The organism is Niabella aurantiaca DSM 17617 (assembly GCF_000374125.1).
GTDB classification, from domain to species: Bacteria; Bacteroidota; Bacteroidia; order Chitinophagales; family Chitinophagaceae; genus Niabella; species Niabella aurantiaca.
Genome location: NZ_KB893625.1, coordinates 57,307 through 74,656 on the forward strand (window position 1 = coordinate 57,307; position 17,350 = coordinate 74,656).

Sequence of the window (17,350 nt, forward strand, 5' to 3'; positions counted from 1 at the left end):
GTAAAATTACTGGCTTCCGGTAAATTAAACTTTAAATTTGTGATGGTTAAAAACAGATATATGAAAAGAGCCCGGCTGTGCTTCCTGTTAGCAGCAAGCTTCCTGTGCCACATTGCGGCCGGCCAGTCCGTAACCAGTCAGCAGCTGCCCGGCCAGGGGCAGTACGTATTGCTGATCCACGGAGGGGCCGGCACGATCCTGCGGTCAAAAATGACGTCCGGAAAAGAAAAAGTGTACCGGGAAGCGCTTGAGGCTGCTTTAAAAGCAGGATATGCAAAAATCAAAGACGGGCAACCGGCCCTGGAGGCGGTACAGGCCGCCATCCGGATAATGGAGGACAATCCGTTGTTTAACGCAGGCAAGGGAGCGGTGTTTACACACGGTGGGCGCAATGAGCTGGATGCAGCCATTATGGATGGAAACACGCGCAAAGCGGGCGCGGTAACAGGGGTAACCACCATTAAGAACCCGATTGATGCGGCAAGAGCAGTTATGGAACGGTCGGAACATGTTATGCTGTCCGGAAAAGGTGCGGAACAGTTTGCAAAACAATGTGGTCTTACGATCGTAAGACCAAAATACTTTTATACCGAAGAGCGATGGCAGGGGCTGCAAAAAGCGATCCGGGATGAGGCACCGAAAACGAAGGTGGGGCACCGTCAGCAGCAGCCGGGGACCGGTTTCCCGGATTATAAGTTCGGAACCGTGGGCGCTGTGGCGCTGGACCGGAACGGGAACCTGGCGGCAGGAACCTCCACGGGTGGGATGACGAACAAAAGGTTTGGGAGGATCGGTGATTCACCGGTGATCGGGGCGGGCACCTACGCCAGCAATAAAACGGCAGCTGTGTCCTGCACCGGCTGGGGCGAATATTTTATCCGGAATGTAGCCGCTTATGATCTGTCTGCGTTGATGGAATATAAAAGTATGCCGGTAAAAGAGGCCGGAGATGCAGTGATCACAAAGATCGGCAGCAGCGGCGGTAACGGTGGCCTGATCGCTTTGGACCGGAACGGAAATGCGGCAATGCCTTTTAATACGGCCGGTATGTACCGTGCGGCGATCACAAAGGATGGGAAAATAACGATCTTCCTGTACAACGATTAAGCAGAAGCTGCTTGCCGGCCGGCCGGGTTAACGGCAGCAGCCAGGCATGACAGTGCAGGACGGATGGGCTGCAGGTTTTGTATACCTTTAATTGCGTGTTTGTTATTGCCTTACCTGGAAGCTTGCCAAGGCTGCTACATGAACATCATATGAAACCGGAAGAAATAGAAATCATCGAAGGGCTGAGAAATGGTGATACTTCAGCTTATACAAGGATTTATGATTTGTATCACGAGCGTCTTTATGCTTTTGCGATCCGGTTTGTAAAATTGCCGGAGCTTGCTGAAGATGTGCTCCAGGAAGTATTTCTAACGCTTTGGCGTGTAAAGGACCGGGTAGACAGTACCCGTTCATTGCAGGCTTACTTATATAAGATTTCCAGGAACTGCATATTCAAGACATTGAAAAAAAATGCCCGGCAACGGGAGATCACCGAACGGATCAAAGTTATGACGGTGCCGCTCACCTTTTCCAATGAAGAACAGCTGCGCTGGAAAGAATATGAGGCCCTCCTTTCCGATGCCATCAATTGTCTTCCGGTACAGCGTAGGAAAGTTTTCTGCCTGTGCCGTGATGAAGGCAAGACCTATGACGGTGTTGCCCTTGAACTGGGGATCTCAAAGAATACCGTAAAGGAACATATGGTACTGGCCACCCGGTCCATCAAAAGCTATATGAGCCGGTATATCGATTTTCAGCCCCTGATCCTGTTTGTGTTCTTGTCATTTTTCTAAATTTTTTTTAAAAAAGAGCCCCCGTATCCACCCTGTTTTGAACGAGGGAGATATTATATTAATATTAGGAAGGGCTAAAGTGTATTGTCAATGGAAAAGGATACCCGTTATTATAGCGAGCTGATGCGCAGGTACGTCGCCGGCGAGTGCCTGCCGGAAGAGATTGATGAGCTGATGGAATTTATCCGTAGTCCGCAATCCGATCGTGTGTTGCTTGCCGAAATATACCGGCAGTACCATCTTCCCGAAGAAGCGCCAGCGGGTGCATCGATTACCAAACAGCAAAGCGGCCGCATACGGGAACTGCTGGAAGCGACGGCTGCGGCAGGGACGATTGCTAAAAAGCGAAGCTCCGTGAAACGCTACCTGCTTGCTGCAGCGGCGGTGTTCCTGGTGGTTTGGGCCGGGTACCGGTTGTACCAGTACGGGGAAACGCGGCCCGTTCAGGAGGCCATCGCCGGCAAAAAAGAAGTGCTGCCCGGCACCGAAAAAGCGGTCATCCATTTTTCAGACGGATCTGCGGTGCAGGTCGACAGTACCTCAAAAGGCGTTTTGTACAGCAGGAACGGCATTGTTATTTCCAGGTCGGATGATGGAGTGGTACAGTTCCGGGATTCCGGTGCCAAAGAGGAGGCGGTCCCGGAGCCGCTGTTTGCTACATTTACCACACCGGTGGGCGGCGCCTCCCGGGTCGAACTGCCGGATGGTTCAAAGCTTTGGCTGAATGCCGGTTCCACGGTCCGGTTCCCGGTATGGTTTTCGCAGAAGGAGCGCCAGGTACAGTCTTCAGGCGAAGTTTATTTTGAGGTATCCAAAGATGCGGCAAGGCCATTCCGGGTGATGTCCGGTAACCAGTCCGTGGAAGTATTGGGAACGCATTTTGTCGTGAACACGGGTACAGATGCTTCGGTGATCAAAACCACGCTGCTGGAGGGAAGCATTAAGTTATCGGGCGCGGGTGTTTCCCGCATATTAAAGCCGGGCCAGGAATCTGAATTTGTGAAAGGAAAAGGGGTGGTCAGCATCGCGGAGAAAAGCAACCCTGAGGCCGCGATTGCCTGGAAGGACGGCTACTTTGAGTTTGACTCGGCGGATTTTAAGACCATGGAAGAGCAGATCCGGAAATGGTATGATGTAGAGTTTGTATACGATCAGTTGCCCGATAATCTTTTTTATGGCAAGATCGAACGGAACGTACCGCTTTCGCGCGTGTTGGAGATGCTTGAAATTGTAGGCAATATTCACTTTAAAATCGAAGGGAGAAAAATATATGTAACAGAATGATCACCGGGCCATAAAAACAAAATCCGGAAGTGGGCCAACACTTCCGGCGCGTCAGGTCCGGATAACAAAGACAGGAGTCATATTATCTAAAACCATAACAATTACAAATGTATGAATTTTAAGATTCATTACATGGGCCGGGCTTTGCACCGGATTGCCCGTCTCATTTTTGCTTGTAAAGGAACAGAACCTAAAACTTTCTTAGCAATGAAATTAACCGTTTTGCTGGTTATCATCGCTTGTTTAAAGGTGAATGCATCGGCATGGTCGCAGCAAATCACACTGAAGGCTAAAAACGAGCCGTTTAAAACGGTGATAGAATGGATCGGCCGGCAAAGTGGCTATTCCATTTTAGCCGATGTACGGGAGATCCGGAATGCCCGGAACCTGTCTGTCAATTTGAAGGATGTTCCGCTGAAACAGGCTTTGGATCTGTGTTTTGCTGATCAGCCGTTTACCTACCAGCTGATGGACCGGGCCATCCTCATTACCAGCAGGAAACAACAGGTGGTGCCGCTTTCCTGGGTGCTGAACGGTAAAGTGATCAATGAGAAAGGAGAGCCGATCGCAGGTGCCTCCGTTTCCGTTATGGGCACCAGCCGCGGCGCTTCTACGGATCTTAACGGGAAGTTTATAATTGAGGTGGACGCCGAAACCGATTCGCTGGTGGTCACCTCCGTTGGCTATAAGGGAAAAACGATTGCCGTTGGCCAGGCGCGCAATATGACCATTGCCCTGGAGCCGGACCTGGAAAAGCAAAAGATCGAAGAAGTGGTAGTGGTGGGCTTTGGTACTCAAAAGAAAAAAGATGTGGTAGGCGCTGTTACCTCTGTAAGTCCGTCGGATCTGAAGATACCGGCCAGCAATCTGACGACTGCGCTGGCAGGGAGGGTGGCCGGTATGATCGCCTTCCAGCGGTCAGGGGAGCCCGGCCGGGACAATGCCGAGTTTTTTATCCGGGGCGTTACCACCTTTGGCTATAAGCGGGACCCGCTGATCCTGATCGATGGAATTGAGCTCACACCTACGGATCTGGCCCGTCTGCAACCCGATGATATCGCCACTTTCTCCATATTAAAAGACGCTACTTCCACTGCCGTGTATGGCGCGCGGGGGGCCAACGGCGTGATACTGGTAACCACAAAAAAAGGAGCTGTGGGAAAGGCCAAGGTCTCTTTGCGGGTGGAAAATTCGGTTTCTACCCCCACTAAAACGGTGGAGCTCGCCGATCCGGTCACTTATATGAAGCTGGCAAATGAGGCCCGGGCTACAAGAGGCAATATACAGCTGTTGTATTCGCAGGAGAAAATTGAACGCACGGCCGCACCGGGCGCCAACCCGTACGTATATCCCCAAAATGACTGGATCGGGATGCTGTTTAAAAGATATGCGGTAAACCAGCGCTATAACCTCAATGTGAGCGGTGGCGGCGGCGTGGCAAGATATTTTGTATCCGGCGCTTTTAATAAAGATAACGGCGTGCTGAAGGTGGACCGGCGTAACAATTTCAACAACAATATCAATTTAAAAAGCTATACGCTTCGCTCAAATGTGGATATTGATGTTACTAAATCTACCATGCTAACGGTGCGGCTCAACGGCAATTTTGACGATTATACAGGCCCGGTGCCGGGTGGCGACCAGATGTATTACAGCGCCATGCATGCCAACCCGGTGGCCTACCCGGCGTTCTTTCCCCCCGATTCCGCCAATATGGAAACCCGGCACATCCTGTTTGGCGGTACCGACCAGAATGGCCCGTTCATCAACCCCTACGCAGACATGGTAAAGGGCTACAGGGATTATTCACGCTCCCTGATGCTGGCACAGCTGGAGCTGAAGCAAAATCTCAATTCCGTAGTTAAGGGGCTTACCTGGAATACCATGATGAACACGAACCGCACTTCTTTTTTTGACGTGAACCGCTTTTATAACCCCTATTTTTACCAGGTAGCCAGCTACGACCGGGCAACAGATCAGTATATCCTGATGCCGCTTAATGAAGCAGAAGGGACCGAATACCTGGGTTATACAGAAGGCCCGAAAACCATTGAAACCTTCTTCTACATGCAGTCACAGCTGGATTATAACCGCACGTTCCATGGGAAGCACAATGTCAGCGGTTTATTGGTCTATATGCTGAACCAGCGCTTAAATGCCAATGCCGGAAGCCTTCAGAAATCGCTGCCCTTCAGAAATATCGGTGTATCGGGCCGTGCTACTTATGGTTATGACAGCCGGTATTATGTTGAGTTCAATTTTGGTTACAATGGCTCCGAGCGTTTCTCAAAAGAAAAGCGATTTGGGTTCTTTCCGTCGGCGGGTCTTGCCTGGACGGTATCCAACGAGCAGTTCTTTGAGCCCTTGATAGACGTGGTGTCGAATTTAAAGTTCAGGGCCACTTATGGCCTGGTAGGCAATGATGCCATCGGCAGCCCCGATGACCGTTTTTTTTATTTATCGGAAGTGAATATGAACAGCGCTCAAAGAGCTTATCGGTTCGGTCTTTTGGAATATGGTCCTATGAACGGTATTTTGGTGAACCGGTATGCAAATCCCAATATCAGCTGGGAAACATCCATACAGCAAAATTATGGCGTGGAGCTGGAGCTGTTCAACAGCTTGAATTTAAAAGCGGATTATTTTCTTCAGAAAAGGAAGGACATCCTGATGGACCGGGCCTATGTGCCGGCTACTATGGGACTTTCCGCGGTAAACCGGGCCAACGTGGGCCAGGCGTCTTCCAGGGGGATCGACGCTTCACTGGATTATAAAAAAACATTCAGTAACGACCTGTGGGTATCGGCACTTGGTAATTTTACGTACGCCACAAGCCGGTATGATGTGTATGAAGAGCCGGCATATAAAGATCCATACCGCTCGCACGTAGGTCAGCCTATCGGACGTGTGTTTGGGTATATTGCCGAAAGATTGTTTATAGACGATGCCGAAGCAGCCAATGCTCCCCGGCAAAATTTTATTGACGGCGCCATGGGGGGCGATATCAAATATCTTGACATTAATAACGACGGGCAGATCACGGAAGCGGATAAAGCACCGATCGGCTATCCCACCACTCCCGAAATCAATTACGGCTTCGGTCTTTCGTCCGGCTTTAAGAATTTTGATGTGTCCTTTTTCTTTAATGGCATTGCCCGGGAATCGTTCTGGATCAATGTAGCAGGTTTTGGCAGCAACGGCCAGTATACCGGCACCATGCCCTTTTTCAGGCAGACCCAGCTGCTCAAAGCCTATGCAGACAGCTATTGGTCGGAGTCCGATCAAAATGTATACGCGGTCATGCCCCGGCTGAGCGAAAAGGACGACCGCACCTCTATTGAGCAGGGGAACAATACACAGTCCAGCACCTGGTGGATGCGCAACGGCGCTTTTCTCCGGCTGAAGCAGGTAGAGCTGGGGTACACCCTTCCAAAAAGCATCCAGGATAAACTGAGAGCAAATAACTTAAGAGTTTATGTAAATGCGCTGAACCTGCTTACGTTCAGCAAGTTTAAAATGTGGGACCCGGAAATGGCGGGGAACGGGTTGGGATACCCCCTGCAAAAAGTATTTAACGTGGGACTGAACATAACGTTCCACTAACACTTTCTAAAAAACTGATAGCATGAAATTCTGCAGCATACAAAATATAAAGCCATTATACTGGGCGGTAGGGGTGATCGTATCGGTGGCGCTTAATTCCTGTAAACAGTACCTCGACATTGTACCGGACAATATTGCAACGATCGACAATGCTTTCGCTACCCGCACGCAGGCTGAAAAATACCTGGGCACCTGCTATTCCTATCTGTTAAAAGATGCCGATCCGAATTTAAACCCGGCTTTAACGGGAGGCGATGAAATGATTCCCCTGCAGAGCCGCTGGGGCCAGTTAGGCCGGATGTTCAACATTGCGCGGGGCAACCAGAACTTTGTAAACCCGATTGGGCAGGAGTACTGGGAGTCCTACTACAAAGCCATCCGCGATTGTAATATTTTCCTGGAGAATGCCCGGAAAGTGCCCGGGGTGCCCCCCATTATGAAAACTTACTGGATCGCAGAGGTGAAATTTCTAAAAGCATGGTATCATTTCTGCCTGGTACGGATGTATGGCCCCGTACCCCTTATAAAACAGAACCTGCCGGTAGACGCGTCGATTGAACAGGTAAAAATGTCAAGAAATACGGTTGATGAATGCTTCAGCTATATTACTGAGCTGCTGGATGAGGCAAAAGATTCGCTACCCGACGCCATTACGAACCAGGACCTGCTGGGCCGTATCTCCAGGCCGGTTGCATATGCCGTAAAGGCCCTGGTTTTGGTAACCGCCGCCAGTCCTCTATACAACGGCAATACGGATGCCGCCACGCTTGAAAATAATGATGGGACCCGGCTTTTTAATCAAACGGCAGATCCTGCAAAGTGGACCAGCGCTGTGGCCGCCTGTAAAGAGGCCGTTGATATTTGTACGGAACTGGGGTATGCATTGTATAACGTGCCTGCTACATATAAAAATGTAACCCTCTCCAATACCATGCGCACGCAATTGAGTATCCGGACATCGTTTACCGAAAGATGGAACAGTGAGATCATCTGGGCCAATACTCAAAGCTGGGCAGACGGCATCCAGTTCCATACGCCGCCCAAGTGGGATCCTGCTTTTCCTGATAATACCGTGATGTTGAATGCCCTGGATGCACCCATTAAAATTGCGGAACAGTTTTATACAAAAAACGGGGTGCCTATTGAGGAGGATAAAACATACAGCTATGACCAGCGCTATACGTTAAGGACGGCCACCGCTGCCGAGGGGCTAATGGTACGACAGGGATATACCACCGCTGCACTTAATTTTGACCGGGAGCAGCGTTTCTATGCCAGTCTGGGCTTTGATGGCGGCATCTGGTACGGGCAGGGCCGGTTTGACGACAGCAAGCCGCTCGATCTTTATTATATTTCTTCAAAGCGTGGCCAGATCAACGGGCTCAGCAACCCCGCCTATGGTCCGGTTACCGGGTACGCCATAAAAAAAGTAGTCCATTTTGAAAACACGATGGATCATACCACCCGGTACTCCTATGTAAACTATCCCTGGCCGCTCATACGCCTGGCAGACCTTTACCTCTTATATGCGGAGGCCTTAAACGAGGCGGGTGGCCCCGGTGCGGAAGCGTACCAGTACATAAACCTGGTGCGGGAACGGGCGGGTCTTCCTGCAGTTGAAACGGCGTGGACCAATTTTTCAAAAAATCCAGTAAAGTATACAACAAAGGACGGTTTGCGCAGCATCATTCACAGGGAGCGCAACCTGGAGCTGATGTTTGAAGGGCATCGCTTCTGGGATCTCCGGCGCTGGAAGGAAGGCATACAGGAGTACAATGCGCCCTTGCGCGGCTGGGACATAAACCAGAGCGCGGCTGCGGCTTATTACAACCCGGTTACTTTATATAATCAGCGGTTCAGCATTAAGGATTATTTCTGGCCCCTGTCGGAAGAGGAGCTGACGCGGAATACAAACCTTAAGCAGAATATCGGCTGGTAAACATCAGAAAAGTATTGAAATGAAAAATTTTCTAAAAATCAGTTTAATAGCAACAAGTGCTTTCCTCCTTGCCCGTTGTGGTAAGGAGCCCGTTTATAATTATACGGATGACAGCATGCCCCCTCCGGCACAGGTTACGAATATACAGGTAAAGCCCACACCGGGCGGCGGTATTATCACGTACAGCCTGCCGGTGGATGCCAACCTCTCTTATGTAAAGGCGGTTTATGAGATACAGCCAGGGGTAAAAGCAGAGGCCAAATCTTCTGTTTTTAAAGATACCCTCGTAGTATCGGGTTTTGGAGATATAAGTCCGCGGCAGATAACGATTTATAGTGTTGGGAAAAATGAAAAAGCGTCGGAGCCCTTAACAGTGGACCTGGTGCCGCTTACACCTCCCGTAATGCAGGTACAGCAATCCATCAGTCTTGAGCCTACTTTTGGCGGGGTGCGGCTGAGATACCGGAATCCTACCCGTGCAAACCTTGCCTTTACCTTGTTGTATGATACCACTGGGAACGGTGCATATAAAGAAATCAATTCGTATTACAGTGCACTCGATTCCGGCACTTTTTCGGCCCGGGGTTTTGATACCCTTTCAAAAAGGTTTGCGGTTTATGTCCGCGACCGGTGGAATAACCGGTCGCCGCAGGTAGAGGCGGTTATAAAACCGTTGTTTGAGCAGTTTATTCCCAAGACCACCTGGAAGGCCATGTACCTGCCCACAGATACCTACCAGTATGTGGAGTCGTTTGATCTTCCGCATGTATACGATGGTTCCTGGGGCATCGGCAACTACAATATTTTTGCTACCGTACATACATTGCAGATACCGCAATGGTTTACGCTTGACCTGGGTAAGACCGTTACGGCCAGCCGCATGAAAGTGATGCATTATCATGAATCGCCCTACGCAGGCGCCAGCGTTAAACAATTTGAGATATGGGGGTCCAATGATCCACCCGCCAATGGCAGCTGGGATGGCTGGAAGCAGCTGGGCAGCTTCGAGTTCATCAAACCCTCGGGACTACCACAGGGGCAGATCACAGAAGAAGACCTGACGTATTCGGTTGTAAACGGCGGCGATTTTGAGTTTACCGGCGACCAGGGCGCTTTCCGGTACATCCGGTTCAAGACCATCGCCACCTATGCCAGCTCCGGGCCTATCGGCCAGATCGTAGTTTCCGAGATCAGTTTCTGGGGAAAAATAGAGCTGTAATTATTATCCGTCAAAAAAAATGATTCATGAAGAATTTATTTTTATATATCCTGCTCGTAGCATGGGGTTGTTCAAAAATAGATGACAGTTATAAAAACCTTATTGAACCCGGCGGCAGGGTGTACGTGGAAAAAGCAAAAGCCGTGGTACGGCCCGGCTATAAAAAAGTAGCGATCGTGTGGCCGCGCGCCTCCGATCCCAATGTAAGCAGCGCCAAAGTGTATTGGAACAATTACAGCGATTCCGTTTCGGTAAACATCACCCCCGCCCAGGATACGATCCAGGTGCCCATTACGGGATTGCAGGAGCAATACTATACATTCATTATTAAAACCTTTGATAAGAACGGCAACAGCTCCGTACCCGTGGAGGTGAATGGCCGTGCCTATGGCGATGGTTACCTGGCGGCACTGACAAACCGTTTTGTTTCATCCGCAGCAGTGCAGGCAGATGTGTTGACGATCAATTGGGGGGCTGCTGCTGTTTACAACGGGGAAGTAGGGCTGCAGTTAACCTATAAAGATACCGCCGGCGTGCAGAAACAGCTTTTCGTGGGCAATACCCAGTCAGCCAGCGTTATTGATGATTTTGCGGCAGATACAAAATTTGAATATCGTTCTGTATTTCTTGCGGATTCCAATGCGATTGATACGATTTACAATACTTACGGTGCGATCAGAAGTATCAAACTGGATAAAACAAAATGGAGTGTTGTATCCTATTCCGATCAGCATAACGAGTCGGGCGGCGGCGCCGCCGCAGTGATTGACGGTACTGTTGCCACCCGCTGGCATTCGCAGGTTGGTGCAACATATCCGCATTGGGTGATCATTGATATGAGATCGGAGAAGACTTTAACACAATTGGGCGTTGAACGAACCATTAAAGATGCACCGAATGGCGACCTCAGGGGGCCCAACACGTTCCAGGTACTGATAAGCAAAGACAATATCACCTGGACAGACCTCGGCATTTTTAATTTTGACAGGTTTGCAAGCGGCGAGCAGTTTTATCCCATTACATCAGCCGTTTCAGGCAGGTACTTTAAATTTATAGGGCTTACCGGCGACGGGGATTTTATGGTATTGGGCGAATTGAGCGCGTATGTGGAGCGGAATATTTTTTAAGAAGATTACGGGAAAAGTGGGGATCGGTTACCTGGATGGCAATCGGAATTTTTTGGAAATAAAAACCGGCTCTTTTTATAAACCGTAAAAAACAGAAAAATGAAAAAGACGTATTTTCTTTGCCGCCCCCTGCTGGGCGCCGTATTTTTCCTTTTCGCCTGCAGTAAATCCGGGAACCCCGGTCAGGCAGGCGCTGATCCTCACCAGAAGGCCGTTGCTGAAAAAACCTCCAACAATGCCCTGCTGGCTGTTACAAGGTACCTGAGCGCCCAAAACGGGCCGGACGAAACAGCGGCCCTTCAAAACCTGATCAACCAGTCTGCTTCCGGCGATATGATTGTGATCAGGGCCGGGAACCACTATTTTACAGGAACCGTACATGTGAATAAAAGCGGGTTAACGATAAGAGGTGAAAATAATGGTACCGATCCAATCAATTACCTGCGCAAAGCACCGGCAGCACCGGGCCAGGGCGTTTCGGTTATAGATGTGGATGGGGGCATTATAAATACCGTGATCGACTGGATCTATATCGATGGTGGAAACCTGCCCGAGCCCGATATGCGCATTTTTGGAAATCAAACAAAGATCTATAACAGCCATTTCCGCAACAGCGGCCACTCCGGTCTGTTAATTCATAATGCAAACAATATATGGATCGAAGGCGTAAAAGCCTATTATAATTACATTGTGGGCATTTCGCAGTGGGCCAGTTCCGATAATACGATCAAAAACTCGCAATGCTATGAAAATGGAGGCGAGGGGCTTACGATCGATGGTGGCTCGCACAATTGCTTTGTAAATAATGTGTGGTTTTATAAAAATAATAAGAGCAGCCGGGGAGTAGGGGCCATCGGTATTGATCAGGCAAATGGAGCCAATATCTTTAATTGCACCATCGACCGGACCTACGGGCATGCCATCCGCTTTCAGAATAATTTAAATCAGCCGGATGACGGGTGCCAGGTGTATAACAACAACATTACGAATAATAGTGGTTGTGCCATCAGCATACGGCATCCGGCGCTGGTAACAAACTTCGGCCAGTGGGGCAATACGTTTTCAGGAAATACCGGTGGTACCCTTTGCACAGAGCCCTGAGCGCCGGGGCGATCATTGCCGGCGCATGATGGTACAGGACGGCGGGGAACTGTCTTTTGCGTAACTTTAGTGCAATACCTCTAATCATCACAGCCGGTCAGGCCGGACCCCTTATACATGAACCGCAAAAAGCGATTGGAACCGATCAGGAAAAAAGGAATCCAGCTATTATGTATGATTAGTTGCTTTCTTTTCTCATGCGCTGCCGCACAAACGGAAAGGGCAGCGTTGATCCCGCTGCCCCGCGAGCTAAGCTGGCGGAATGCAGTGTTTGATATTTCAGAGGCCAGGGCCGTTTATGTTTCGTCCGACAGTCTGCGACCACTGCTGGCCCGGTTTTTACCCGCCGGATTAAAACGGCTTCCTGTAAAAAAAGGGGTCCCCGGCAAACTTGCGGACCGCTCTGTTTATATAATGCTGGATCATGTTCCGGCGTCTGTTTGTTCCGACGAGGCCTATCAGCTGACCGTGTCGTCTGAAAACATATTGCTAAAGGCCAATACACCCCATGGGATCTTTAACGGACTGCAGACCCTGCAACAATTGCTGAAAGGAAATAAGGCCGGTGGCTGCGCTATCACAGATTATCCTGCTTTTTCCTGGCGGGGATATATGGTAGATGCAGGACGCAATTTTCAGTCGGTGAGCCAGTTGAAACAACAGATCGATATAATGGCCCGCTATAAGATGAACGTTTTTCATCTGCACCTGACGGAAAATGTTGCATGGCGGCTGCAGATAAAAAAGTATCCGCAGCTTACCGGCGCCGCATCTATGACGCGCAACAAGGGGCGCTTTTATTCCGTGGCGCAGGTAAAGGAACTGATCCAATATTGCCGGGACCGCCATATTACGCTGGTGCCGGAAATGGACATGCCCGGCCACAGTGAGGCATTTACGCGTGCGATGGGGTTCGATATGCAAAGTGGGCGCGGACTTGAAGTGGTGAAAAATATCATCAGGGAAGTGGCGGCGACCTATGACGTACCGTACCTGCACATTGGTGCCGATGAGGTACACATCACGAATAAAAATTTTGTTCCGGAAATTGAGGCGTTGCTGGACTCCTGCGGAAAAAAAGTGATCGCCTGGAACCCGGGAGCAGCCAAAAGCAATAAAACGGTGCAGCATTTATGGAAGGCAGAAGACCAGCATTATAAAAAGGATACCACCGGAAAGTATATTGACTCCCGTTTCCTGTATATCAGCGATATGGACCCGGAAAATACTGTGGTTACCATTTTTAACCGTGAATTTTTTGAGCGGGAGCAGGGCAATAAAAGTTTGCTGGGCGCCGAGGTCTGTTTATGGAGCGACCGGAGGGTTGCAGGTCAACGGGATCTTTTGGTGCAGAATGCGGTCTACCCGGCCCTCCTTGCCTTTGCGGAGCGGAGCTGGCGCGGGGGCGGCTACAGTGGGTACCATTTTTCCATCGGCACCCCGGAATCGGAAAGGGCGGAGGATTTTAAAAACTTTGAACGGCGCCTGCTTGCGCATAAGGAACAATATTTTTCCGGGCTTCCTTTTAATTATATGCAGCAAACCCATATCCGGTGGAAGCTTTTGGGACCCTTTAATAATAAGGGCCGCCTGGATCAGCCGTTCTGGCCCGAGCAGCAGCCCGGCTCTTTAAAAGCGGCGGCCGGTTTGCCGGTTACCGGGGGCACCGTCTGGTTATGGCATACCCATTTTCCGCTTACAAGCGCCTGGCTGTTGCATCCGCAGGAACAAACCACCTGGTATGCCTATACCCGTTTCCGGAGTAACTGTGCCGGAATTGTGGATTTCTGGATCGATACCAAGGACCAGTCGAAATCGGGTGCCGACGCCACACCACCTGCAGGAGCGTGGGACTATAATAAAAGCAGGATATGGATCAACGAACAGCTGGTCAGTCCTCCTGCGTTTCAATATGCCGGAAGAAAAAGCGGCTTACTTGAAGAGCCGCTGGCAGATGAGATGCATTATATCCGCCCGCCCCACAGAATAGCGGTTAAGAAGGGGTGGAACAGCATACTGGTAAAACTTCCGGTGGACCGATTTGACCCGTTAAAGGACTGGCAGGTACCTCCGAAGCTCATGTTTACCGTTATCCCGTTAAAAAAGGCGGCAGGCCTTAACCGGGAAACCAGGGAATGGCTATTTGATCCCGGGCCGTAAATGCGTGCTTTTTTCCGGAAGCAGCCGGTTTCCTGCTAAAATTTCATAAAACATTTATTCTGACTGAATTATAGTCAGGTTTTGGTGCAAATTCCTGACAAAATTTCCACAAAAAGCGGCTTGGATTTTGATTTGCTATGTAGAACGCAGATACAGGCAACTGATCCCGGGTGCGGGACACATCCCGGAATTCAAAGTCAGGCAACCGCCTGGATCTTATTAAATACAAATTATGAATTTAGGAAATTTTACAATTAAAGCAGCAGAGGCATTTCAACAGGCCCAGCAGTTGGCCTTTAATGCTAAAAATCCGAATATAGAAGTAGAACATATTTTAAAGGCGTTGCTGGACCAGGAAGATTCACCGATCGAATACCTGTTGAAAAAAAATAATGTAACGGTGAATCTGGTGCACTCCAAGCTGGATGAGTTGCTGGCAAAACTGCCTGCTACCGGCGGAGAGCCTGCCCAGCAGATCAGCCGGGATGCCAATAATGTCGTGTTGAGGGCAGGAGCCTCCCTGAAGCAATTTAATGATGAATTTATCACGCCCGAGCACCTGCTCCTGGCGATCGTGGAGGGGAGCGATGCCGTTGCTAAATTGCTTAAAGATGCAGGCCTTACCCAAAAGGGGCTGATCACAGCCATCAAAGATCTGCGGCAGGGGGGAACCGTGTCTTCGCAGACACAATCCCAGGAGTTCAACGCGCTGAATAAATATGCAAAAAATCTGAACGAACTGGCACGGCAGGGCAAGCTGGATCCCGTGATCGGCCGTGATGAAGAGATCCGCCGTACCCTGCACATCCTGAGCCGCCGTACCAAAAACAACCCGATCCTTGTGGGGGAGCCCGGTGTAGGTAAAACCGCTATTGTAGAAGGACTGGCACACCGGATCATTAACGGGGATGTACCGGAGAATCTTAAGTCGAAAGTGATCTATGCGCTGGATATGGGGCTGCTCATTGCCGGGGCCAAGTACAAGGGTGAGTTTGAAGAACGGTTAAAGGGAGTGGTCAAAGAGGTCAGCGGCAGTGACGGAGAGATCATCCTGTTTATCGACGAGATCCACACACTGGTGGGAGCCGGTGGTGGCGAAGGCGCGATGGATGCCGCCAATATCCTGAAGCCGGCGCTGGCACGCGGTGAGCTGAGGGCCGTAGGTGCCACAACATTGAACGAATACCAGAAATTTTTTGAGAAGGATAAAGCGCTTGAGCGGCGTTTTCAGAAAGTACTGGTAGACGAGCCCTCGGTAGAAGATGCGATATCCATCCTAAGGGGCTTAAAAGATAAATATGAAACCCACCATCATGTGCGCATCAAGGATGAGGCCATTATTGCGGCGGTGGAATTATCGCACCGGTATATCACCGATCGCTACCTGCCGGATAAGGCCATCGACCTGGTGGATGAGAGCGCTGCCAAGCTGCGGCTGGAAATGAATTCCATGCCCGAGGAGCTTGATCGCCTGAACCGGCATATCCGGCAGCTGGAGATCGAGCGCGAAGCGATCAAACGGGAGAATGATGATGAGAAATTAAAACAACTGAATACGGATATTGCAAACCTTTCTGTAGAGCGGGACACCCTCAAGGCTAAATGGCAGGAAGAAAAAGAGCTGGTAGAGAAGATACAGGCAGGAAAGGCAAAGATCGAAGACTATAAGATCGAAGCGGAAAAGGCCGAGCGGAATGGCGATTACGGCAAGGTGGCCGAGATCCGGTATGGTAAAATAAAAGAAGAAGAAGAACAGATCATCCGGTTTACCAAAGAGCTGAATGAAAGTGCCGAAAGCCGGTTGCTTAAAGAAGAAGTGGACGCGGAGGACATTGCCGAAAGCATTGCAAAAGCAACGGGCATCCCGGTTACGAAAATGTTGCAGAGCGATAAAGAGCGGTTGCTGCAACTGGAAGAGCACCTGCACCAGCGCGTGGTAGGCCAGGATGAGGCCATAGCCGCAGTGGCAGATGCCGTACGCAGAAGCCGAGCCGGGCTGCAGGACCCCCGTAAACCTATCGGCTCCTTTATTTTCCTGGGCACTACCGGTGTGGGAAAGACCGAGCTGGCAAAAGCGCTGGCAGAATTTCTTTTTGACGATGAAAGCATGATGACGCGTATTGATATGAGCGAATACCAGGAAAAACATACGGTGAGCCGCCTGGTAGGAGCGCCTCCGGGATATGTGGGCTATGACGAGGGCGGCCAGTTGACCGAGGCCGTACGCCGGAAACCCTACAGCGTGGTATTGCTGGATGAAATAGAAAAAGCGCATCCGGATGTATGGAACGTGCTGCTGCAGGTGCTGGATGACGGCCGCCTTACGGATAATAAAGGCCGGGTGGTCAATTTTAAGAACACCATCATCATCATGACCAGCAACATCGGCAGCCATATCATTCAAAACGCGTTTGAAGATGTGACCGAAAAGAATGTGGATGCGGCCACGGACAAAGCAAAGGCCGAAGTCATGAGCCTGCTGCGGGAAACCATCCGGCCGGAATTCCTGAACCGCGTGGATGAGATCATTATGTTTCACCCGTTATTGAAGAGAGACATTGTAGGCATTGTGAAGATACAACTGGAAGCGCTCAGGAAGCTGGTTGCCCAAAACGGCATTCAACTGGAGTTTAGTGATTATGCGCTGGAGTTCCTTGCCGAACAGGGCTATGACCTTCAATTTGGAGCCCGCCCGTTAAAAAGGCTGATCCAGAAAGAGATCGTAAACCAGCTGAGCAAACGGATATTGCAGGGCGACCTGGACCGGTCGCGGCCCGTTCTGGTGGATGTTTTTGATAATACGGTGGTCTTTAGAAATGAAAACCAGACCGGCAAAGAAAAATGAAATGAATGGGGCGCTTAAAACAGCCCCATTTCTTTAGCGGGCGGAAGCATGGGTTTTCCCCGGTAAGTGTTGATAATTAAATGTTTATAAAGCAGCCTGGCTTCATTGAAAGAAAAAATTTGTAAGAAGAAAAAAAAAATTATCTTCAACCGCTTTTTTGAGATATTTGTTGTATTTATGTATTGATTTTTAAAAGTTTAAAAATCGGTGCCGCCCATCCAAACCAGAAAA

10 protein-coding genes are annotated in these 17,350 nt (G+C 49.9%); all 10 read left to right on the forward strand.

Annotated features, from left to right (window positions below; genetic code table 11):
* The first annotated feature begins 60 nt into the window (after positions 1 to 60).
* Positions 61 to 1,107, forward strand: a complete 1,047-nt coding sequence (locus B160_RS0100295) for an isoaspartyl peptidase/L-asparaginase family protein (RefSeq protein WP_083927660.1) — start codon at positions 61 to 63, stop codon at positions 1,105 to 1,107.
* 149 nt (positions 1,108 to 1,256) lie between these two features.
* Positions 1,257 to 1,841, forward strand: coding sequence for an RNA polymerase sigma factor (locus B160_RS0100300; RefSeq protein WP_018625835.1), 585 nt, complete (start codon positions 1,257 to 1,259; stop codon positions 1,839 to 1,841).
* Between the two features lie 90 nt (positions 1,842 to 1,931).
* Positions 1,932 to 3,125 carry a FecR family protein gene (locus tag B160_RS27990; RefSeq protein ID WP_018625836.1) on the forward strand — a complete coding sequence of 398 codons (1,194 nt, stop codon included), beginning with the start codon at positions 1,932 to 1,934 and terminating at the stop codon, positions 3,123 to 3,125.
* Positions 3,126 to 3,332: 207 nt separating this feature from the next.
* Positions 3,333 to 6,728 carry a TonB-dependent receptor gene (locus B160_RS0100310; protein ID WP_245562131.1) on the forward strand — a complete coding sequence of 1,132 codons (3,396 nt, stop codon included), beginning with the start codon at positions 3,333 to 3,335 and terminating at the stop codon, positions 6,726 to 6,728.
* Positions 6,729 to 6,750: 22 nt separating this feature from the next.
* Positions 6,751 to 8,667, forward strand: a complete 1,917-nt coding sequence (locus tag B160_RS0100315; RefSeq protein WP_018625838.1) for a RagB/SusD family nutrient uptake outer membrane protein — start codon at positions 6,751 to 6,753, stop codon at positions 8,665 to 8,667.
* A 19-nt stretch (positions 8,668 to 8,686) separates the two neighbouring features.
* The gene (locus B160_RS0100320; RefSeq protein ID WP_018625839.1) at positions 8,687 to 9,886 is read left to right on the forward strand and encodes a DUF4959 domain-containing protein; all 1,200 of its coding nucleotides are present in this window, start codon (positions 8,687 to 8,689) and stop codon (positions 9,884 to 9,886) included.
* A 26-nt stretch (positions 9,887 to 9,912) separates the two neighbouring features.
* Positions 9,913 to 11,013 (forward strand): DUF4998 domain-containing protein, encoded by a 1,101-nt coding sequence (locus tag B160_RS0100325; RefSeq protein WP_018625840.1) that lies wholly within the window; start codon positions 9,913 to 9,915, stop codon positions 11,011 to 11,013.
* Positions 11,014 to 11,112: 99 nt separating this feature from the next.
* The gene (locus B160_RS0100335) at positions 11,113 to 12,114 is read left to right on the forward strand and encodes a right-handed parallel beta-helix repeat-containing protein (protein WP_018625842.1); all 1,002 of its coding nucleotides are present in this window, start codon (positions 11,113 to 11,115) and stop codon (positions 12,112 to 12,114) included.
* A gap of 228 nt (positions 12,115 to 12,342) precedes the next feature.
* Complete coding sequence (locus tag B160_RS27995) at positions 12,343 to 14,274, forward strand: family 20 glycosylhydrolase (protein ID WP_018625843.1); 1,932 nt, start codon at positions 12,343 to 12,345, stop codon at positions 14,272 to 14,274.
* Between the two features lie 232 nt (positions 14,275 to 14,506).
* Positions 14,507 to 17,119, forward strand: a complete 2,613-nt coding sequence (gene clpB, locus B160_RS0100345) for an ATP-dependent chaperone ClpB (RefSeq protein WP_018625844.1) — start codon at positions 14,507 to 14,509, stop codon at positions 17,117 to 17,119.
* Positions 17,120 to 17,350 lie beyond the last annotated feature (231 nt).

What these genes read in the sequence shown, in the direction of transcription:
- B160_RS0100295 (WP_083927660.1), top strand. Translation starts at nt 61, where the DNA reads ATGAAAAGAGCCCGGCTGTGCTTCCTGTTAGCAGCAAGCTTCCTGTGC.
- B160_RS0100300 (WP_018625835.1), top strand. Translation starts at nt 1,257, where the DNA reads ATGAAACCGGAAGAAATAGAAATCATCGAAGGGCTGAGAAATGGTGAT.
- B160_RS27990 (WP_018625836.1), top strand. Translation starts at nt 1,932, where the DNA reads ATGGAAAAGGATACCCGTTATTATAGCGAGCTGATGCGCAGGTACGTC.
- B160_RS0100310 (WP_245562131.1), top strand. Translation starts at nt 3,333, where the DNA reads ATGAAATTAACCGTTTTGCTGGTTATCATCGCTTGTTTAAAGGTGAAT.
- B160_RS0100315 (WP_018625838.1), top strand. Translation starts at nt 6,751, where the DNA reads ATGAAATTCTGCAGCATACAAAATATAAAGCCATTATACTGGGCGGTA.
- B160_RS0100320 (WP_018625839.1), top strand. Translation starts at nt 8,687, where the DNA reads ATGAAAAATTTTCTAAAAATCAGTTTAATAGCAACAAGTGCTTTCCTC.
- B160_RS0100325 (WP_018625840.1), top strand. Translation starts at nt 9,913, where the DNA reads ATGAAGAATTTATTTTTATATATCCTGCTCGTAGCATGGGGTTGTTCA.
- B160_RS0100335 (WP_018625842.1), top strand. Translation starts at nt 11,113, where the DNA reads ATGAAAAAGACGTATTTTCTTTGCCGCCCCCTGCTGGGCGCCGTATTT.
- clpB (WP_018625844.1), top strand. Translation starts at nt 14,507, where the DNA reads ATGAATTTAGGAAATTTTACAATTAAAGCAGCAGAGGCATTTCAACAG.